This window comes from Janthinobacterium sp. 64, assembly GCF_002813325.1.
Classification (GTDB): domain Bacteria; phylum Pseudomonadota; class Gammaproteobacteria; order Burkholderiales; family Burkholderiaceae_D; genus Janthinobacterium.
The window spans coordinates 1,252,184-1,272,991 of record NZ_PHUG01000001.1 but is presented as its reverse complement, the minus strand read 5'-3'; the positions used below and the strand labels follow the sequence as shown (position 1 = coordinate 1,272,991).

Genomic DNA, 20,808 nt, shown 5'->3' with positions numbered 1-20,808 from the left:
GTGAGTCGGGTGCCGTTGCGCGCGGCCCGCTGGCCTTACAGGGCTTCCACGCGCGGCGTCGGCGTACCCTGCCATGTTAACCGATAGGCGCCACCTTTGCGAACATTGCCCACCAGGGCAGGGCGAAAGCAGGCCAGGTTGGTGCCGCTGGCGTGCCGGACGCTGGGGAAGATGACGCCCATGGAGCCGGCTTCGAGCAGGATGGCGGCCAGGTCTTGCGAGGCGATGTAGCTGGCCGGATCGAGGCAAGCCTGGTAGCGCTGCTGGCCGCGCAGGTCGTGGAAGCTGGCGGAAAAATCGGCCAGCAGCGACTGGTAGCTGACGCTGTCGTCGAAATGGTCGATTTCCTGGTATTCCACGGTCTTGTGGAAAATGATCTCGGCCAGCGCCGTTTTCATGTCGAAGGCGCAATACCAGGCGCCCCGCTCGCCATCGTTGAAACGCGCCCCTTCCGGGCGGGCGTAGGTGTAGGCGGCATTGATGATGCGAAAGTGTGGCACGCCAAAAACCAGCTCGTCCACGCCAATTCCTGGCGTGCCGCCATATTCGGCCACCAGGCGGGCGTTGGTCGCGTTATCGAGTTCGAACAGTTCGCGCAGGTGATCGTCGTCCTCCGCCAGCGGCGCCAGCACGGAGTCTTCCATGTCGGCGAAGCGCGAGGGTATCAACCGGCAGGTGTCGATCTGGCGCAGGGCGGCCAGCGGCGGCAGGTGGTCATGGGCGGTGGCAGGCACGATTACAGTCCTCCGCGGCGCGCGTCGAGCAGCTTGCGCACCGTCTGCATGGCCAGCAAGCCGCCGGCCAGCATCTGCGACAGCGGTGTGCGGCCGCCGAAGATCGGGTTTTTGTTGGGCAAACTCACCCATTCGTCGGCCAGCTTGTCGCCGTACAGGATGTGCAAGGCCTTGTAGATGCCCAGCAAATACGAAATGCGCGTGATGCGGTCCACTTCCAGCACGCGGTCCGGGTGCTTTTTCCACTCGTACCAGGCGCTGCTGGACAGGCCGCCCAGCAACTCGCGCGCATCGTCATCGCGCAGCTTCCAGGCGGCGGCCAGCTTGAAAAACCCTTTCAGTGCGGCCTGCGACAATCGCTCGCGCTCGGCTTTGGCATTCAGGTCGACGAGCACGGCCGGCTCGAAGCGGCTCTTGGGGTAGGCGTAGGCGAGATTCATGGTATTTCCTCAAAAAACTCTGTTTATGGACTATTTATACTCCGTTTCGGGATTCATTGCAAGGTGCGCGCACATGCAAAAGGGGCGCAGCAGGACAGGTGTCCCGCTACGCCCCATTGGCAAGCCGTGCTGGTTTATCTTGCCGTGACGATCACCGGCACGGTCAGTTGCGCCGTCAAGCCGTTATTGTCCAGCGCCACCACCTTCAGCGTATAGCTGCCGGCCACCGGTTGCGGCCAATAGGCCGTGATGGTCAGGCCGCTCATGGAAAACTGCATGCCCAGCGGCGCGCCGTCGATCGAGATCCGCAGCGAGGTCGCCCCTGGCGCCGTGAGCACGATGCTGCCGCTCATGGCCCTGCCTGCCACGCCCGTCATCGCGGCGGCCGTGATGGTGGGCCCGGCGGCGGCGATTTTCACCGTCGCCACGGCCTGGCCCGACAGGCCGGTCTTGCTATCCTTGGCGATGATCGTCACGCTATACGTGCCCAGCACGGGGCTGGCCCAGCTGACGATGCCGGCCGCACTGATGCTCATGCCCGACGGCGCGCCCGACAGGCTGTAGGTGACGGCGTTGGGCGCCACCGTCGTTGCCGTAAACGACAGGGCCACGCCGGGCTTGCCGTTGACGCTGGACACTGTCACCACGGGCGGCAGCGGGGCGGCGATCGCCACCGTGTAGAGGCCTTTGCCGCTCAAGCCGGTCTTGCTGTCCTTGGCCGTGACGGTGACGGCATAGGTGCCCGCCAGCGGCGCGGCCCAGCTCACCAGGCCTGCGCTGCTGATGCTCATGCCGGTCGGTGCGCCGGCGAGCGTGTAGCTGACGGGATTGGGGGCGGAGACGCTGACGTTGAACGCCAGTGCCGTGCCTACCTTGCCCGTGATGGCGCCGGTGCCGACGACGGGCGGCGCGACGGGGGTGATCACGATGGCGTACACGCCCTGGCCACTGAGGCCGCTGACGCTATCCCTGGCGACCATGGTCACGGCATACGTGCCGGCGATGGGGTTGGCCCAGCTGACCACGCCCGTGGCGGCGATGCTCATGCCGGCCGGCGCGCCCAGCATGCTGTAGCTGAGGGGGTTGCTTGCGCTGGCCGAGACGGTGAACGACAGCGGCTTGCCGGCCGCGCCGCTGATGCTGGCCGGCGCCACCACGGGGGCTGTTGGCGCGATCTGCGTGCCCGACAGGCTGGCCAGCAGGCTTTTCACGTTGGGCGTGCCCAGGCCGCCCAGCGGGTCGTAGCCGACCCTGGCCGTGCACACGCCGCAAGTGCCGTTACTGCCGCGCGTGATGTCGGCAAAGCTGCTGGCAAAGGTGCCGGGTACGGTGGCGATCTGGCCGTACAGTATGCTGTGCGGCAAGCCGAGCGCCGTCTTCGCCTGCAGCGCGCGGCTGGCGTTGGCGATGGCGACCAGGCCGGCCCACTGTGGCGTGGATAGGCTGGTGCCGCCGATGCTGAGCCAGCTGGCGGTGCTGCTGCCCTGTGCCATCACGGCCGTGTACTGGCCGGTGGCGGGGTCGGCATTGAAGGCCACGTCGGCCACATTGCGGCGCAGCAAGCCCGTCATGCCCGGCACGTTGCTGGCGCTCTGGTAGGAGGGCAGTGCCGTATAGGCGCTGATGCCGCCGCCCGTGCCCGACCAGGCCGATTCACTGCGCGCGCCGCTGCCGCTGTAGCTGAGCGTGGTGCCGCCCACGGCCAGCACGTTCGGTGACACGGACGGCCAGGACACGCCGCTGCCCGAGTCGCCCGTGGCGGCCAGATACGTCATGTTCTTGCCCGTGAAGGCGCTGTCGACGGAAGCTGTCCAGCTGCCTTCGGCGGCGCCAAAGCTCATCGACACGACGCCAGGCCCCATCAGGTTGGCCAGGCGCACGGCGCCCAGCAGGCTGTTGATGGAAGCGTCGGGCGCCTCGATCAGCACGATGCGCGCCAGCGGCGCCGTGGCATGCGCCCACTGCACGTCGAGCGCGATTTCCATGGCCCAGCCCGAGTTATAGGCGGGCGCGGTGGTCGTCATCGTGCTCGATGGCGTGTTGTAGACAACAGAAAATTCACAGCCGCTGGCCGGCGCGGGCGGCAAGGGCAGGGTGGCATTCGTGGCGATGGCCTTGGTGGTGCAGGCGGGCAAGCCGAATTTCTGGTTGAAGATGGCCAGTTCGGCCGCTGCGTTCGGGTTGTGCATGGCGTCGACGATATAGATCGTCTGCCCCGCGCCCAGCTGTGCCGCCTGGGCCGGCGTCAGCGCCGTGCCTGCCGCCGGCAGCGCGGGCAAGTCGTAGGCGGCGCGGATTTGCGCGGGCGAGTAGGTGGCCACCACGCTGCTGCCGGCCATCGGTGCGGCGGTGTCGCTCGCGCCGCCGCCATCGAGCAATGGCGCGATGTTTTGCGCCGCCTGTTGCGCGGCGGCGATTCTCTGCGCCGTCAGGCGCCGCGTGGACATCTCCGTCATGGCATCGGGTACCCGCTGCATGTGCGGGCGCCAGTGGGCCGAGCCGCTGCTGTTGCCGCTGTCGCGCCCGTCAGGCGCATCGAGCAGGGCGGGGGCGGCATGGAACATCGGCTGCGCCACCAGCGCGCCGACGGCGGCGGGGATGACGGGCACGTCGACAGTGAATTGGGTTGCCGCCGTGGCAATGGCGGCGGGCGGTGCCGATGTCTCCTGGCCCGGGCCGCAAGCGCCCAGCAGGATGGCCGCAGTGGCGCCCAGCAGCAGGCGCCCGTGACGGGAATGCGGGGGAATGTTTTTTTTCATGGCGAAACTCTCCGAGTTGGCGAGGGCCACATCTCGACAATGCATTTGGCAGGGTGCCGCGCGCTGGCGGTCCCGGCCCTGCATTGGCAGCCCCGCTGCCGTGGCGCTTGCGCGCGGTAGGCCGGTGGCTTTGCGTCCCCGCCTTTCGACGGGTTTGCCCTCAAAACTGATCACGCATCATTGGGGATTCCCTGATGCGTTATCAATTCTAGTGAATTTGCCAAATAAGTGTTAACTATTTTTAATGAATATGTTCATTATTGCAATGATATGTGGCGAATTTGCCTATTGCCGGAGGCAATCTTGCCAGCTTGATTAAGCCTTATAGGCAAGGTTATCAGAGGGGTATCGAGGCGTGACAGTGTTTTTTCACAACTACGGCGCTTGGTTTTTCTGTTGATTTAATGAATTTAACGAATTTATCGAATATGCTGTTTTCAAACGTCAGCCGCGAACACCATGCCTGGATATGGCGCTGCGCGGCAGGCCGCGCACGGGCAGCGTGAAGTGGTTCAGGTTGGTCAGCATGGTGCCGCTTTCAGGTAGCGTGGAGGCTGGTTCCAGCTTCCGCAGTGGTTTGATGCGACATTGTTCCAGGTAAGCATGAGATACAGCAATAAGACCACAAACGTCGCAACGCCTGACAGTACCGTAGCGAGCGGAAGGGAGAGGCGGTCGAGAAGCGCAACCGTACTTCTAGTACGGTGAGCATCGCAGGCAGCCTATACCGACGCGCAGTAGGTACTGTCAGGTGTCACTACACAGGTTCGGCGTGCTCTACCATGAGTTGAACTTTCGTGGTGCCATTGTATTCATTCGCATCAAGCCGGAACGCCACCCGCGTGCGTTCGCCCAAGGCGTCCGTATGCCCGAACCAGATGGCATCAAAACGCACGCCGTTCTTTTCCAGCAGCAGTTTCAAGTGGCGTTCTTTCAAGATGCGCTGGCTGACGACGCGGAATTCATCGCAGAAGACGGGCGGGGCGAAGCCCTGGCCCCACACCTGGCCATCCATCAGCTCGATGAAAGCCGTCGTGTAGTAGGCGTCTTCCAGTGGGCCGTCCGTTTCCACGACGCGCTCCAACTGTTGCTGGCTGAGCCATGCCTGGCCCACGGCCTCGAAGGCCTGGGAAAACGCGTCGAAGGCGTCGGCGCGGATGGTCAGGCCGGCCGCCATGGCGTGGCCGCCGAACTTGTCGATCAGGCTGGGCGCCCGTTTCGACACCAGGTCGAGCGCGTCGCGCAAGTGAAAACCGGGGATGGAGCGGCCCGAGCCCTTGATCCAGCCGTCCGCGCCGGGCGCAAACGTGATGGTCGGGCGATAAAACTTTTCCTTCAGGCGCGAGGCGACGATGCCGATCACGCCCTGGTGCCACGATTCATCAAACACGCTGATGGTGCTGCTGTTGGCCGGCTCGAAAGCGTCGAGGTGCAGCAGGGCCGTATCCTGCATGTCCGCCTCGATTTCGCGGCGCTTCAGGTTGATGTCGTTCAGTTGCTGCGCCAGCGCCCAGGCGCGGCCTTCGTCGTCCGTGATCAGGCATTCGATGCCCAGCGACATATCTTGCAGGCGCCCGGCCGCATTCAGGCGCGGTCCCAGGGCAAAGCCCAGGTCGAACGGCGTGGCGCTGCGCGCTTCGCGGCCCGCCACGCGAAACAGCGCCGCCACGCCCGCGTGCATATTGCCCTTGCGCATGCGTTTGAGACCTTGCGCGACGAGGATACGGTTGTTCGTATCGAGGCGCACCACGTCGGCCACCGTGCCCAGCGCCACCAGGTCGAGCAGGTTGTCGAGCTTGGGCTGCGTCTGCGCATCGAATACACCGCGCCGGCGCATTTCTGCGCGCAGGGCCAGCAACACGTAGAACACCACGCCCACGCCAGCCAGGTTCTTGCTGGGGAAACCGCAGGCGGGCTGGTTCGGGTTGACGATGACGGCCGCGTCGGGCAGGGTGTCGGCCGGCAAATGGTGGTCCGTGACGAGCACCTCGATGCCGCGCCGGTTCGCTTCGGCCACGCCATCGATGCTGGCGATGCCGTTGTCGACGGTGATGATGATGTCGGGCGACTTTTCGCGGGCCGTCAATTCGACGATTTCCGGCGTCAGGCCGTAGCCGTATTCAAAACGGTTGGGCACGATGAAATCGACGTCGGCGCCCATGGCGCGCAAGCCGCGGATGGCCACGGCGCAGGCGGTGGCGCCATCGCAATCGTAGTCGGCCACGATGACCATGCGTTTCTTGGCGGCAATGGCGTCGGCCAGGAAGATGCCGGCCGCGCCGATGTGCAGCAAGCCGGACGGCGGCATCAGGGCCGCCAGTTCGCTCGACAGTTCTGCCGCGTCCGTCAAGCCGCGCGAAGCATACAGGCGGGCCAGCACGGGGTGGATGCCGCCCTGGCGCAGCAATTCGGATTCGCGGTAAGGGCAGGGACGGGTGGCGATGCGGGTACGGGTCATGATGCTTTCAACTTGTTCAGGGTAATCGCGCGCCAGAATTTGCGCTGCGCATGCTTGCTGGTGGTGCAGTCCAGCCAGGCGTCGCGGTGGCTCAGCACCAGGCGCAGCTGGCCCAGGCGGCCATCCTTGACGGCCGCCAGCAGGGGCGCGAACCAGTGCGCTTCCAGCGCTTGCAACTGCTGCAGCCACATGCCCCATTCCTGGGCTTGCGCCGCTTCGGTCAGGCCGCCCAGCACGACGATCGCATCCTGTCCGCTTGCCAGCACACTGTTTGGACTGGCATCGCGCTGCGCCGGTTCCGCCAGTGCGGCCAGCCAGCCCGCTGCGTCGCTGGTATGCAGGCTGGCCGCGCAGCGCGCAGCTTCAGCGTTGGCCAGGCTGGCGCCCCAGATCCAGAAGGAATTGATGGCTTTCAAGCCCCGCTCCTCGCGCGCCGCGTTGACAGGGTGTTCATGCCACAGCATCTGCACTTCATTTTGCAGGCAGCGCGCGGCGCGCGCGTGCTCGCCTTCCGGCATCCAGACGGACAGGTCTTGCGTGGTGGCGGCGTCCGGCGAGGCGCACTGCAAGTCGCTCCAGCCATCGGCGCGCATGAACCAGGTGCCCGCGTCGCCATACGACAGGGGCTGGCCAATTTCGTCGAAATACGGGGCCGCAATGTCGAACAGGGCGCGCCCGTCATCCTCGCTCAGCTTGAGCTGGCGCAAGTCTTCCAGGCTGATATGGCTGCGGGCGATGGCCAGGTGGGCCGGATGCAGCAGGAAGTAGCGCGCGCCCGGTTCCGGCGCCAGGCCGTAGCCGCGCATGGCCTGGGCCGCAAAGGCCGATTGCGCCGCCTCGCCGTTGGGCGCAGGCGACAGGGTCAAGGCATGCGCCAGCCACGCTTCGTGCGGCAGCAGGCGGTTGGCGTTGTCAAAAGTTTCTAAATTGCAAACGGATGTGCGCGACAGCAGGGCCGCCAGGGCGGGCGCCTGCAAGACCTTGAGCAGGTCGGCAGCCAGCTCGGCATTGGGCAAGGCGAAGGGCAGGACGAGGGTAAGTTGATTCATCCCGAGATTGTAGGCGATTGTGGCGCTGGAGGAGTAGTTCCCGCGGTTTTTCCCTAGCCGCCGGGTGCGGAAAAATGGCGCCACGGTGATGTGTTTCGCGCATGAAATACCATTTGTGTGGCACACTGCGCGCTCGCATATCACGTTGTCGCGGGAGCGCATGAGCATCATCAAACAATTTCCTTTCGAGTGGCAGGTCGGCGTGCGCTATACGCGTGCCGGGAAACGCAGTGGCCGCAACAGCTTCATTTCCTTCATTTCCCTCATTTCCGTGGCCGGCATCGGCCTGGGCGTGGCCGCCCTGATCGTCGTCCTCTCCGTCATGAACGGCTTCCAGAAGGAAGTCACCGACCGCTTGATGTCGGTGCTGGCCCACGTCGAGGTGTTCGACACCAGCGGTTCCATGCCGAACTGGCAGGCGCAGGAGCGCGCCGCCTACGCAAATCCGCAAGTCAAAGCCGTGTCGCCGTTCGTGGAAACCCAGGGCATGCTGCTCAACGACGAAACCATGCGCCCGTCCATCGTGCGCGGCGTGCTGCCGCAGCAGGAAGCCACCGTCTCCAGCGTGTCCTCCCAGATGAAACAGGGCAGTTTCAAGGATCTCACGCCAGGTTCATACAACATCGTGCTGGGCATCGACCTGGCCAAGGCGCTCGACGTAAAGGTGGGGCAGAACGTGACCCTGATGCTGGAACGCGAGCCAAAGGCGGGCGACCCGGCCACTGGCATCGTCATGCCGCGCATGCGCGCGCTCAAGGTATCTGGCATCTTCGAGGCGGGCCACAATGAACTCGATGGCAGCCTGGCCTTCGTCAACATGGCTGATGCGGAGCAGTTGCTGCAGCTCGACGGCCCGTCCGGCCTGCGTTTGCGCCTGCACGACATGAATAAGGCGCCGCAGGTGGCGCGCGAACTCAAGGCCTCGATGCCGGGCCAGCTGTGGATGCGCGACTGGTCGCGCGCCAGTGCCAGCTGGTATGCGCTGGTGCAAAGCCAGAAGAACATGATGTTCATCATCCTCAGCATGATCATCGCCGTGGCCGCGTTCAACCTCGTCTCGACCCTGGTGATGTCGGTCACCGACAAGCAGGCCGATATCGCCATTTTGCGCACCCTGGGCGCGTCGCCGTTTTCCATCATGAAGATTTTCATGATCCAGGGCGCGCTGGTCGGCTTGCTGGGGAGTGCTTTGGGCGTCATCGGCGGCGTCGTGCTGGCGCTGAACGTGGGCGTCATCGTGCCCTTCATCGAAGGCATCTTCGGCCTGCACTTCATCTCCAAGGAAATCTACCAGATCAGCGCCGTGCCGTCCGACGTGCACTGGCTGGACGTGGCGCAGATCGGCCTGATCGCCTTTGGCCTGGCGCTGGTGGCGACGATCTACCCGAGCTGGCGCGCCGCGCGTGTCAAGCCGGCCGAGGCGCTGCGCTATGAATAAGAAAATCAGCCCCAAGGCAGAACCTGGGGTCGGACCCTCAGGGTCCGACCCCGGCACTTCGCCATTGGGTCAGCACGGTGGCATGTCGCTTACACAAGAATCAATCACTTCACAAGCATGTTAAAAAATCTTCCCTTCGAATGGCTGGTCGGCTTGCGCTACACGCGGGCCGGCAAGCGCAGTGGCCGCAACAGTTTTATCTCTTTTATTTCGCTCATTTCCATGGCTGGCATCGGCCTGGGCGTGGCGGCGCTGATCGTCGTACTGTCCGTGATGAACGGCTTCCAGAAGGAAGTGACGGACCGCATGCTGTCCGTGCTGGCCCACGTGGAAGTGTTCGACAACAGCGGCAGCATGCCGGACTGGCGCGCGGAAGCGGCGCAGGCTTTTAAAAATCCTGCCGTGAAAGGCGCCGCGCCGTTCGTGGAAACGCAGGGCATGCTGCTGCGCGACGATGCGCTGCGCCCCGCCATCGTGCGCGGCGTGCTGCCCGAGGAAGAGCCGAACGTCTCCGACGTGGCCGGCCAGACGCGCATGGGCAGCTTCAAGGCGCTGCAGCCGGGCACCTTCAATATCGTGCTGGGCATCGAACTGGCGCGCGCCTTGCGCGTCAACCTCGGCGAAAAAGTCACCCTGATGCTGGCGCAGGGCCAGGTCACGCCGGCCGGCGTGCTGCCGCGCATGCGCAGCTTCACCGTCAGCGGCATCTTCCAGGCGGGCCACAATGAATTCGACGCGGGTCTGGCCTTCATCAACATCGAAGACGGCCAGCGCTTGCTGCGCCTCGATGGTCCCTCCGGCCTGCGTTTGCGCCTGGCCGACATGAACCAGGCGCCGCAAGTGGCGGCGGAACTGAAAAAGACCATGCCGGGCGACCTGTGGCTGCGCGACTGGTCGAAATTGAATGCCAACTGGTTCGCTGCCGTGCAGACGGAAAAACGCATGATGTTCATCATCCTGACCCTGATCATCGCCGTGGCCGCCTTCAACCTGGTGTCGACCCTGGTGATGACGGTGACGGACAAGCAGGCCGATATCGCGATTTTGCGCACGCTGGGTGCTTCCCCTCGCTCCATCATGAAGATCTTCATGATCCAGGGCGCGCTGGTGGGTATCCTGGGCACGATGTTGGGAGTCGGCGGCGGCGTGCTGGTGGCGATGAATATCGACGTCATCGTGCCCTTCATCGAGCATTTGCTGGGCGTGCAGTTCCTCTCGAAGGACATCTATTTCATCAGCACCGTGCCGTCCGACCTGCGCTGGCCCGACGTCACCAAGATTGGCGTGCTGGCCGTGATCCTCGCCTTTTTGGCGACCCTGTACCCAAGCTGGTGGGCTGCCCGCGTGAAACCTGCGGAAGCCCTGCGCTATGAATAAACCACTGACGACTACCATGACCGATCTGAACAAACCTGCCTCCAACGGCGCTTCCGCCGATTCCGCCGTCCTTTCCTGCCGCGGCCTGGGCAAGACTTTCACGCAGGGCAGCTACAAGGTGCAGGTGCTGGCCGGCATCGACATCGACGTCCACCGCGGCGAGCGCGTCGCCATCGTCGGCGCTTCCGGCTCCGGCAAATCGACCCTGCTGCACTTGCTGGGCGGCCTCGATACGCCCACCAGCGGCAAGGTGACCCTGCTGGGCAAGGACTTCGCCAATCTCAGCGAAAAGGCGCGCGGCGACTTGCGCAATGCTTCGCTGGGCTTCGTCTACCAGTTCCACCACTTGCTGCCCGAGTTTTCCGCGCTGGACAACGTCGCCATGCCCTTGATGATACGGCGCATGAAGCGCGCGCCCGCCACCGAGCTGGCGCAGCAGATACTCACGCGCGTGAACCTGGCCAAGCGGGTCACGCACACGCCTGGTGAATTGTCGGGCGGCGAGCGCCAGCGCGTGGCCCTGGCTCGCGCCCTCGTCACGCAGCCGGCCTGCGTGCTGGCCGATGAACCGACGGGCAACCTCGATCACGCCACGGCCGAACAGATTTTCGACCTGATGCTGGAACTGTCGCGCACCCTGGGCACGGCTTTTGTCATCGTCACGCACGATATCGAACTGGCCAAGCGCTGCGACCGCGTGCTGCGCCTGACGGACGAAGGGCTGCAGCCGTACCAATACTAAGGAATCGCCATGTGGATCGACACGCATTGCCACCTCGACGCGCATGAATTCGGCGATGAATCGCTGCAGGTGGCTGCGCGCGCGGGTGCGCAAGGCGTGGGCATGATCGTCATTCCCGCCGTCGAACGGGCCAATTTTGCCATCGTGCGCGACCTGGCGGCAGCAGCGCCCAATGCCTGCTATGCGCTCGGTATCCACCCGATCTACGTGCCGCACGCCACCGAGGACGATTTGATCGCCCTGCGCGAAGCCGTGGCGCTGGCGATGCATGACCCGCGTTTTGTCGCCATCGGCGAGATCGGCCTCGATTTCTTTCTCCCCATGCTGTGCGAACCGGCCATGCGCGCCAAACAGGAGCATTTTTTGCGCGAGCAGCTGAAGATCGCCCGCGACTTCGATCTGCCCGTGCTGACCCACGTGCGCCGCTCGCAGGACATCGTCCTCAAGCACGCGCGCCAGATCCGCCCGAACGGCGGCATCGCGCATGCATTCAACGGCAGCTTCCAGCAGGCGCAAGGCTATATAGCCCTCGGTTTCAAGCTGGGGTTTGGCGGCGCCATGACCTTTACCCGCGCGCTGCAGATACGCCGCATGGCCGCCGATTTGCCTTTGACTGCCATCGTGCTGGAGACGGATGCGCCCGATATTTCCCCCAGCTGGATCCACCCGGGCCGCAACAGCCCCGAAGAATTGCCGCGCATCGGCGCCGTGCTGGCCGAGCTGCGCGGCCTGGATAGTGCACAAGTGGCCGCTGCCACCAGCGCCAACGCGCGCGCCGTACTGCCCCGATTACCCTTGATGGAATGAGACCACAATGAACAACAAGATCATCCTGGCCGCCTGCCTGTCCGCTGCCTTCGCTCCCGTTATGGCTGCGACCAGCGCCCGGTGCGACGGCTTGCCGCGCCTCGACGTCACTACGCCGGCCGGCTTTTGCGTGGCCGTGCTGGCCGACGGCCTGAAATTTCCGCGTGGCGTGCTGCCGCTGACGAACGGCGACATCCTCGTCACGGATATGGCGGGATGGGCGCCGAAGCAGGGTAAATTGTGGCTGTTGCAGCGCAAGGCGGCCGGCGCCGCTTACGAGCGCAAGCTGTTGCTCGACAAGCTAGATCGCCCGAACGGCATCGTGCAGGGACCGGACGGCATGGTCTACGTGGGCGAAGTGGGGCGCATCTTCCGCTTCGACCTGCGCGATCCCGCCCGCGCCATCACCGACATCATCGGCGGCACGGCCAAGACGCCGCGCCTGCCGGGCCTCGGTTTACACCTGCTGACGAATATGCGTTTCAGCCCCAAGGGCGACCTGTATGTGAACGTGGGTTCGAGCACCGACCATTGCGAGAACGACGGCAAGGCGCCCGATGCGAGCAAACCATGCGCCTCTGCGGAGGGACCGGAAGCGCTGGGCGCCATCCGCGAATACAAGATGGAGTGGCCGGCCGGCACGGTGACGGTCTGGCGCACGCATGCGCGCGGCTTGCGCAATTCGATGGCGCTGGCCTTTCATCCGACCACGGGCGAGCTGTGGCAGGCGGAAAACGCGCGCGACGCCATCCAGGCCGCCATGCCACAGCTGAAAAGCGACGAAAACCTGCCGCACGAAGAACTGAATTTGATCCAGGCCGACCGGCATTACGGCTGGCCGTACTGCTATGACGACAATGTCGCCAGCCCCGAATATCCGAAGACGGCTTGCGCCGCCAAGTACGCGGCGCCGCAGCGTTTGCTGCCCGGCCACGCCGCGCCGCTGGGCATGACGTTTTACACGGCCAGCCGCTTCCCGGAGCTGTACAAGAATAGCCTGATCATCGGCTACCACGGCTACCGCAGCAACGGCCACCGCCTGGTGGCGCTGCTGCCCGACAAGGCCGGCGCGCCGCTGGGCAAGTCCGTCGAGCTGATCGGCAACTGGGAGCGCAAGGGCAAGCAGGGCAGGGGCGCGCCCGTCGACGTGAAGCAGGGCCAGGATGGCGATATCTACATGGCCGATGACCATAATGGGCTGGTGCTGAAGCTGCATTATGCGGCGCCGGGCAAACCGTAACTTTCACGGGTTTTGTACGTGTAGGTCGGATTTGCGGGGCAACGCCGCGCGTAATCCGACATCATTGTTGGCTGGTGTTGTCGGGTTACGGCCTTTGGCCTAACCCGACCTACCTGACCTACCCGACCTACGCTTGACCTCGCTCAGTGCGGGGCTGGCGCATTCTTCTACAATCAGCCAGACCTCCCTCACTGACCATGGCTGGCCATGCATGTCCCCTTCCTTTTCATTGTATTGAGTTTGTGCCTGCCCAGCGTACAAGGGCAGGGCGCCGCCTATGCTCCGGCGCCGCGCCTGAGTGCCGACCGGCTGATCGCGTATTACCAGCAAGGGCCGGCCAAGGGAGCGATGGCCGATGCTGTCTTCCTGCTCGATCAGCGCTACGCCAAAGGCTATCTGGCCGGCGTGGCCGATGCGGCGCAGGGGCGGCTGTGGTGCGACACGGGCCGCCTGAAAACGGTGGAAATCGACGCGCACATCGTCGCCGAACTGAAAAAGCTGCCCGCGCGGGCGCGCCAGGGTGGCGCTTCCACCCTGATCATCGCCATCCTGGCGCGGCGTTTCCCCTGTTCCACCACACCACCAGGAGGCTGACGTGAAACCTGCATTCATCAAGCTGCGCGAGAATTATCCGAGCGTGGCCGCCGTCGACCAGGCGGCCCTGTTCGGCGAAATCGGCTGGGAAGACTTGATCGGCAAGGACAGCTTTGCCAATACCTGCGCCATCCGCGTCAGCCTGGCCCTGATCAAGGCCGGCGTCAAGGTCAAGGGCCGCATGGCGATCCGCAAGGGGCCGTTCAAGGGGGCGCTGATCGAACCGGGACAGGCCAAGCTGGCGCATATGCTGGCCAGTCCCTCGATGTTTGGCCCGCCCGAGAAATTCAGCCGCGATGCGGCGATTGCCGGCATCGGCCAGCGCAAGGGCCTCGTCGCCTTTTTCCGCATTCCCGGTTACCTGGGTGGCGCGGGCGGGCATATCGACATCCTGTTGCCATCCATCGGCGTGAAGGTGTGCGGTTCCGAATGCTACTGGGATTGCGCCGAAGTGTGGTTCTGGGAAATCCGTTGACGCCTATTTGAACTTCTTGCTGGAGCGTCCGCGCGAAGCCGCATTATGCGCGCGCAGGATGGAGTCGACCCGTTCCGACGCGTCGCGCGACAGGTTTTGCGCCACGGCGATGTCGGGGAAGAACTCCGGCAGGCGATAGCTGAGCCACGCATACGCTGAATAGTAGCGGCAAGTGTCTTCCACCTGCTGCAAATTCTGCGTGCCGCCGCCATACGCGTGCTGGCGCAAGGTGCTGGTTTTTCCCTGCGACAGATTCTTCGCCCAGTGTTCCCACGCCGTCTGCAAGGACGGCACCTTGCTCGATATCGGCACCAGCGACAGGGTGAACTTGTCGGCCACGGACAGGGGCAGGGTGTCGAGCCAGACGGCGCGCTCCTTCTGGTCTTCCGTGATGCGGGGGAAGAAGAAGCCGTCCGGCACGTCGATGTTGTGGATGAAGCGGCGCAGCAGTTTAGACAGCGACAGCTCGCCCGTCACCGACGAAATGCGGTGCAGATGCTCAAGCGAGGGCGCCACGGCAAAGCCGCTCGTGTTCAGCGGGTGCAGCTTTTCCTTCAGCAGGGCGCGCATCACTTCATGCGTTTCGTTGTCGTAGCCGGCCACCAGGCCCTCTTCATGCACGCCATAGCGGCCCGCGCGCCCGGCGATCTGGCGCGCCAGGGCGGCCGAAATCTCTTCTTCTTCGCGGCCGTTGTATTTGACGCAGGTGGTCATGACGATGCGCGCGATCGGCATGTTCAGGCCCATCGCCAGCGCATCCGTGCCGACGACGATATCGGCCGTGCCGTCGCGGAAGCGCTGCGCCTGCGCGCGCCGCACTTCGGGCGACAGATTGCCATACACGGTGGCCACCGACAGGCCCGTTTCCGTGATCATGTCGCGCCACATCAGCACTTCGCGGCGCGAAAAGGCGATGACGGCGTCGCCGCGGCGCAGGTTGCGCACCTTGCGCACGGCCGTAGCCTCCATCGACAGGGGCGCCATGCGTTTTAATACGTGTACTTCCAGCGGGCAGTCCAGGCGTTCGGCCAGCGCCTCGATGGCGCGCCGCGCTTCGGGCGCTCCCACCAGATACACGGTGTGGGCGGGCGCGCCGCAGACGGCCGCCGTCCACGCGGCGCCCCGGTCGGGGTCGGCCAGCATCTGGATTTCATCGATGACGGCCACTTCCACGACGGTTTTCGTGTCCAGCATTTCCACCGTGCTGGCCACGTGCGTGGCGCCGTCAACGACCCGGCGTTCCTCGCCCGTGATCAGGCTCACGGCCAAGGGTTTTCCATGCGGCGCGGCTTCCTGCAGGCGTTCATAGTTTTCCAGGGCCAGCAGGCGCAAGGGCGCCAGGTAGATGCCGCTTTTTGCCTTGGCCAGCGCTTCCATCGCGCGGTGCGTCTTGCCGGAATTCGTGGGACCGAGCAGCGCGATGAAGCGGCGCGGCAGGCGGCGCGCCATCTCGAACGAAGCCGGATACTCGGCCAGGTTGATGCTCTGGCGCGTGCGCGCCGCATGCTGTTCTTCCTGCTGGCGCTCGATGGCGTGATGGAAGCGCTGGCGGATGCGGTCGAAGACCATGCCGGCCGGCTCCGACGTCTGCATGTCGGCCAAGGTGTGCAGGAAAACCATCGGGTCCGTGTCCACGTCCTCGCTCAGACCCGCGATATCGGCGACGAAATCCATCACGTGCTGGCGCAGCTCCTCGAAGACGGCCGCGCCAGCCCGTTCGCGCACGAGGGCCAGCTTGGCCTCGCGGTCCATCTTGCGCCACTTGGCCGGCCGCGCCAGCACGCCTTGGCTTGGTACCAGCGCATACGGCACCACCAGATGCCCGGCCTTGACCACGCCGGAAAAGCGCACGAAGACGCGGCCTTCCATCTTGACGAGGCGGATATGCTCGGCCAGTTCCCCCAGTTCCGCGACCAGGGTGGCGTCGTTATTGTCTTCGCTGCTGTCGGAAATGTCGGTGGAGGTGTCGGGAGGAAGTGCGGAGGAAGTCATGTCGTGCCTGGGTGTTGAAGTAAGCGAGGCCGATTATACCGTCGATGGGGGCGGGCGGTGGTGGCCAGGTTTTATGCATGCTGGTGCATGGTGAAAACTAAGTAATCCTCGGGAGTTATTGTGAATTCATGAAGAACAGAAGCGGATGCTGTGCAAGGCGCCTGCAGTGACGCAGTGCGAGCACTGCTAGCTGCGTGCAACACCGCACAGCGCCGGTTATGGAAATCAGCAATCACAATAATATATTGGGGGTACTTAGGTGCCAGCTATCGTTTTTCAACGCACCGTTGCGCAAGATCAGATGGTTAGGGCAGGGCAGGGGCATAGTACTTAAGCCCCTATCACATCCGGCAAACGTCACGCTCCCATGCGCACCCTGATACTCGGCTTTGCCGCTGGCGCCGCCTGGTTGCAAACGCAGGCCAGCTTGCCGCCCCATGCCGGCGTGCTGCTGTGGCTGATCGCTGGCTTGGGGTTCACGGTTAGTCTGGCGCTGCGCCGCCACGCGCGCTGGCGCTCCGGCTGGCGTTCCATTGTTGCGCTTGCCGCTGGCGCGGGTCTCGGCTTTTACTGGGCCGCCTGGCTGGCCCAGGCCGCCATGGCGCCGCAACTGGCGCTGGCCGATGAAGGGCAGGACATTGTTGTCACGGGCACCATCGCCAGCCTGCCGTACCGCTTCGAGCAGGGCGTGCGTTTTAACTTTGCAGTGGAAAAGGCGTTTGGGGCGAAGGTACCGCCCTTGATCGCCCTGTCCTGGTACGCGGGCTTTCGCGATGCAGTGACGAACGATGTCGGCGACGTGCAGCCGGGCGAGCGCTGGCGCCTCACGGTGCGGCTGCAGCGTCCGCACGGCAATGCGAACCCCATGGGCTTTGACTATGAAGCGTGGCTGCTGGAGCAGGGCGTGCGCGCCACGGGCTATGTGCGGCCGCAGCCGCGCGCCGATACGCCGAACGTGCGCCTGGCTGCCTTCGTGCCGGGCTTTGGCAACGTGGTGGAGGCCAGCCGCGCGGCCTTGCGCGCACGTATCTTGCGCAGCCTGGACGGCAAGCAGTATGCGGGCGTGATCGTGGCGCTGGTGGTGGGCGACCAGCGCGCCATTCCCCAGTCGGACTGGCAAGTGTTCAACCGCACGGGCGTGAGCCATTTGATTTCCATCTCGGGTTTGCACATTACGATGATCGCGGGCCTGTTCGCGCTGGGCGCAGGCGCGCTGTGGCGGCGCTCGTTTTTTACCGATTGGCAACTGCCCTTGCGCTTGCCGGCGCAAAAGGTGGCGGCGCTGGCCGGCGCGCTGGCCGCGTTCTTGTACGTGCTGCTGGCCGGCTTCGGCGTGCCCGCGCAGCGCACTTTATATATGTTGCTGGTGGTGGCGCTGGCCTTGTGGATGGGACGCATCACCAGCATCGGCCATATCCTGTGCCTGGCGCTCGGTGTGGTCGTGCTGCTCGACCCGTGGGCCGTGCTGTGGCCCGGTTTCTGGCTATCGTTCGGTGCCGTCGCCACCATGCTGTACGCGACGGCGGGCCGCACCACGGCACCGCTGCCGCCGCAGGCCGGACGCTGGCGTCGCCTGCGCGCGGCCGTGGCGCTGGGGGCGCGCACGCAATACGTGGTGACGGTGGGGCTGGTGCCGTTGACGATGCTGCTGTTCTCGCAAGTGTCCTTGGTCAGCCCCGTGGCCAATGCGCTGGCCATCCCCATCATCAGTCTGCTCGTCACGCCTTTGTCGTTGGCGGGCAGCCTGCTGCCGGCGCCCCTGTGCGACTGGTTGTTGCTGCTGGCGCATGCCATCGTGCAGATGCTGGCGCAGGTGCTGGACTGGCTCGGTGCGCGCCGCTTTGCCGTGTGGACGGCGCCCGCGCCCCCAATGTGGAGTTTTTGCTGGGCATTGTTCGGCACGGCCTGGCTGCTGGCGCCGCGCGGATGGCCGCAGCGCTGGGCCGGTATGCTGGGCTGGCTGCCGCTGCTGACGGCATTGCCGTCCAGCCCGCCACCTGGCCAGATGTGGATCACGGCCTTTGATGTGGGACAAGGCATGGCCGTGCTGGTGGAAACCCACGATCACCGACTGCTGTACGACACGGGGCCCGCCTACAGTCTCGATTCCGACGGCGCCAGCCGTGTCATCGTGCCGTATCTGCGCGCACGGGGTATCAGCAAGCTCGACGGCGTGATCATTTCCCACAGCGACCTCGATCACGCGGGTGGCGCCGTATCCTTGCTGGAAAATATAGACGTGGGCTGGCTGGCTTCGTCCCTGTTCGACGGCCACCCGGCCGTCGAGGCCCGGCGGCAAGCCCGGCGTCCGTATCTGCACTGCATAGCGGGCCAGAACTGGACCTGGGAAGGCGTGCACTTCGCCATGCTGCATCCATTGCCCGCCAGCCACACGAACATCAGCTTGACGCCGAACGCCCGCAGCTGCACCGTGAAGATCACGGCCGACAAGCATGCAATCTTGCTGGCTGGCGACATCGAGGCGGCGCAGGAGGCGCAATTGCTGGCGCGCTCGCTGGAGGGCGAACTGGCCGCCGACGTGCTGCTGGCGCCGCACCACGGCAGCGGCACCTCGTCGACACCGGCATTTCTAAACGCTGTCCATCCTGCCCTGGCGATTTTCCAGGTCGGACACAGGAATCGCTATAAACATCCGAAGGCGCAAGTGTATGCACGCTATGGCGAGATGGGCATTGCGCGGTTGCGCACGGATGTGACGGGGGCGGTGGTGCTGGAGTTTGGGGAGGGGATAGCTGTGACGCGGTATCGGGACAGCCGGCCGCGGTATTGGCAGGGGCGCTAACACATCGTGGAGTCGGGGTTTGAACGCGTCCAGCAGACCCTGTCAGATGCTAATTACCCGCTCATCCGGTATCTCCCCCCCCCGCTGCCGCACATATTCCAGAAACAACCTTGCCCCCTTGGCCATCTTCGACGTGCCATACACGGCATGGATGCTCGGGTCCAGCTCCTTTGACGAGGTCAGCCGGTATGCCGTGCAGACCCGGCGCAAGGTGCCGGCAGCCACGGCAGGTTCGGCCAGCCAGCTGGCCAGGCGCACGATGCCGGCGCCTTCCAGGGCCGCTTGAAATGTGGCGATGCCCGAGGTGAAGCGAAAGCGCGGCTGCACCTGGTAGCGCACGTTGCGCGTAGCCGAGACGAAATGCCAGTCGCGCAGGATGCGGGGGGCCGAGTGCATGATGATGTCGTGGCCGGCCAGCTCTTCCGGTTCGTCGGGCGCACCCATGCGGGCTATGTAGTCGGGCGAGGCGTACATGTAGCGGCGGTAGTTCCACAGCGGATAGCCGATCAGCTCGCTGGACTGGGGGAAGGCGCCGCGGATGGCGAAGTCCAGCTTTTCCTGGATGGGATCGATCGATTTGTCCGAGAAATGGATGTCCACGGACACGTTCGGGTAGTCGCGCGAAAATTGCGCCACCACTTTTGGCAGAAAGCCCAGGGACAGAATTTCCGGCGCCGACAGGCGCACCCAGCCTTGCGGCGAGTTGCTCAATTCCGCCAATTGCTCTTCCGCCTCGGCCTGCGTTTCCAGCAAGTGCCTGGCCGACGCGTAATACGTTTCGCCGGCCGTCGTCAGGGTGAACTGCTTTTGCGTGCGCAGGATCAGCTCGGCGCCGATCGCGTCTTCGAGGAACTGGATGGCGCGCGTGACGGCCGACGGCGAGCGTCCCAGCATGCGCGCCGCGTGGATGAAGCTGCGCTTTTCGACCACGGTGCAAAACGCGCGGATCTCCCACATCAGTTTCATCGACATCGGTGACTCCCGGCAAAAGAGGCCAGTAGACCGTACTGGGTGCATTCCGTCAAGCGTTACGCCTGATTGCGTTTTCCGCAATTTGAAGTTGCATCCGGAAAAATCCACGGCGCCTATACTGCCGCTGTCGCCCATTCCATACTGCCTATCATGCTGACCATCTCGCTGCTGTGTTTATTTGCCTTCTTTGCCGGCCTGATCGATGCCGCCGTGGGCGGGGGCGGGCTGATACAGCTGCCGGCCCTGTTCAACCTGATGCCGAACATGGCCTCGACGTCGTTGCTGGGCACGAATAAACTGGCGTCCGCCTGCGGCACCACGTTTGCCGCCCGCTCGTTTATCGGCAAAGTCAACATTCCGTGGCTGCTGGTGCTGCCCGCCGTGGCCAGCGCCTTCGTCATGTCCTTCATCGGCGCGGCCGCCGTGTCGTATGTGCCGCAGCAGGTAGTGCGCCCCATGGTGCTGGTGTTGATCATCATCATGGCCATCTACACCTTCATCAAGAAGGATTTCGGCACGACGCGTGAAGCGCGTCCCATCGGTCCGCGCGAACGCATCCTCGCCATCGTCATCGGCGGCGCCATCGGCTTTTATGACGGCCTGTTCGGGCCGGGCACGGGCAGCTTTTTGATTTTCCTGTTCATCCGCGTCTTCGGCTTCGATTTCATCCTCGCCTCGGCCTGCTCGAAGCTGGTGAATATCGCCACCAACGTGGCCGCGCTGGCCTTCTTCATTCCCGCCGGCCACGTGGTCTACGCCGTGGCTGCACCGATGGCTGTGTGCAACATCCTGGGCGCGCTGACGGGCACCTGGATCGCCGTGCGCCGCGGCGCCGCCTTCGTGCGCATCCTCTTCCTCGTGCTGCTGGTGCTGCTGATCGTGAAATTGTCCTACGACATCTTCTTCAAGTAAGTTTTCGAACGACACT

The 20,808-nt window shown here is 64.5% G+C and carries 16 protein-coding genes and 1 riboswitch; of the genes, 9 read left to right on the top strand and 7 right to left on the bottom strand.

Translation table 11 applies throughout. The features are described 5' to 3' along the window. Window positions 1-35 precede the first annotated feature (35 nt). From CLU91_RS05630 to CLU91_RS05610, 5 genes are all read right to left on the bottom strand, one after another. Window positions 36-734 carry an RES family NAD+ phosphorylase gene (locus CLU91_RS05630; RefSeq protein WP_100873364.1) on the bottom strand — a complete coding sequence of 233 codons (699 nt, stop codon included), beginning with the start codon at window positions 732-734 and terminating at the stop codon, window positions 36-38. 2 nt (window positions 735-736) lie between these two features. Then, on the bottom strand, window positions 737-1,174 hold the full coding sequence (locus CLU91_RS05625) for an MbcA/ParS/Xre antitoxin family protein (RefSeq protein WP_071076812.1): 438 nt from the start codon (window positions 1,172-1,174) through the stop codon (window positions 737-739). 134 nt (window positions 1,175-1,308) lie between these two features. Next, window positions 1,309-3,933, bottom strand: a complete 2,625-nt coding sequence (locus CLU91_RS05620; protein WP_100873363.1) for a S53 family peptidase — start codon at window positions 3,931-3,933, stop codon at window positions 1,309-1,311. 82 nt (window positions 3,934-4,015) lie between these two features. Next, window positions 4,016-4,102: riboswitch (cyclic di-GMP riboswitch) on the bottom strand. Between the two features lie 588 nt (window positions 4,103-4,690). Beyond that, window positions 4,691-6,391, bottom strand: a complete 1,701-nt coding sequence (gene recJ, locus CLU91_RS05615; RefSeq protein ID WP_100873362.1) for a single-stranded-DNA-specific exonuclease RecJ — start codon at window positions 6,389-6,391, stop codon at window positions 4,691-4,693. Next, on the bottom strand, window positions 6,388-7,440 hold the full coding sequence (locus tag CLU91_RS05610) for a hypothetical protein (protein WP_100873361.1): 1,053 nt from the start codon (window positions 7,438-7,440) through the stop codon (window positions 6,388-6,390). The genes recJ and CLU91_RS05610 overlap by 4 nt, the downstream gene beginning before the upstream one ends. A 160-nt stretch (window positions 7,441-7,600) precedes the next feature. Between CLU91_RS05610 and CLU91_RS05605 the strand changes: the two genes are divergently transcribed. From CLU91_RS05605 to CLU91_RS05575, 7 genes are all read left to right on the top strand, one after another. Next, on the top strand, window positions 7,601-8,878 hold the full coding sequence (locus CLU91_RS05605; protein WP_100876595.1) for a lipoprotein-releasing ABC transporter permease subunit: 1,278 nt from the start codon (window positions 7,601-7,603) through the stop codon (window positions 8,876-8,878). A gap of 117 nt (window positions 8,879-8,995) precedes the next feature. Beyond that, window positions 8,996-10,255, top strand: a complete 1,260-nt coding sequence (locus CLU91_RS05600; protein ID WP_100873360.1) for a lipoprotein-releasing ABC transporter permease subunit — start codon at window positions 8,996-8,998, stop codon at window positions 10,253-10,255. 16 nt (window positions 10,256-10,271) lie between these two features. Beyond that, on the top strand, window positions 10,272-10,997 hold the full coding sequence (gene lolD / locus CLU91_RS05595; protein WP_034788536.1) for a lipoprotein-releasing ABC transporter ATP-binding protein LolD: 726 nt from the start codon (window positions 10,272-10,274) through the stop codon (window positions 10,995-10,997). A 9-nt stretch (window positions 10,998-11,006) separates the two neighbouring features. After that, window positions 11,007-11,804: a TatD family hydrolase gene (locus CLU91_RS05590; protein ID WP_100873359.1), complete on the top strand. Its 798-nt coding sequence runs from the start codon at window positions 11,007-11,009 to the stop codon at window positions 11,802-11,804. 7 nt (window positions 11,805-11,811) lie between these two features. Continuing rightward, window positions 11,812-13,044, top strand: a complete 1,233-nt coding sequence (locus tag CLU91_RS05585; RefSeq protein ID WP_100873358.1) for a PQQ-dependent sugar dehydrogenase — start codon at window positions 11,812-11,814, stop codon at window positions 13,042-13,044. Window positions 13,045-13,251: 207 nt separating this feature from the next. After that, window positions 13,252-13,638 carry a Rap1a/Tai family immunity protein gene (locus tag CLU91_RS05580; protein WP_157814613.1) on the top strand — a complete coding sequence of 129 codons (387 nt, stop codon included), beginning with the start codon at window positions 13,252-13,254 and terminating at the stop codon, window positions 13,636-13,638. A gap of 1 nt (window position 13,639) precedes the next feature. Beyond that, window positions 13,640-14,113 (top strand): T6SS effector amidase Tae4 family protein, encoded by a 474-nt coding sequence (locus CLU91_RS05575; RefSeq protein ID WP_100873356.1) that lies wholly within the window; start codon window positions 13,640-13,642, stop codon window positions 14,111-14,113. A 3-nt stretch (window positions 14,114-14,116) separates the two neighbouring features. Here CLU91_RS05575 and CLU91_RS05570 read toward each other — a convergent pair whose 3' ends face one another. Continuing rightward, a complete protein-coding gene (locus CLU91_RS05570; RefSeq protein ID WP_100873355.1) occupies window positions 14,117-16,105 on the bottom strand; it encodes a helicase-related protein in 1,989 nt (662 codons plus the stop codon). Window positions 16,106-16,472: 367 nt separating this feature from the next. Here CLU91_RS05570 and CLU91_RS05565 point away from each other — a divergent pair, with 367 nt between their 5' ends. After that, window positions 16,473-18,908, top strand: coding sequence for a DNA internalization-related competence protein ComEC/Rec2 (locus CLU91_RS05565; protein ID WP_100873354.1), 2,436 nt, complete (start codon window positions 16,473-16,475; stop codon window positions 18,906-18,908). 42 nt (window positions 18,909-18,950) lie between these two features. Here CLU91_RS05565 and CLU91_RS05560 read toward each other — a convergent pair whose 3' ends face one another. After that, on the bottom strand, window positions 18,951-19,880 hold the full coding sequence (locus CLU91_RS05560) for a LysR family transcriptional regulator (protein WP_100873353.1): 930 nt from the start codon (window positions 19,878-19,880) through the stop codon (window positions 18,951-18,953). A 150-nt stretch (window positions 19,881-20,030) separates the two neighbouring features. Here CLU91_RS05560 and CLU91_RS05555 point away from each other — a divergent pair, with 150 nt between their 5' ends. Further along, complete coding sequence (locus tag CLU91_RS05555) at window positions 20,031-20,792, top strand: sulfite exporter TauE/SafE family protein (RefSeq protein WP_100873352.1); 762 nt, start codon at window positions 20,031-20,033, stop codon at window positions 20,790-20,792. The last annotated feature ends 16 nt before the right edge of the window (window positions 20,793-20,808 follow it).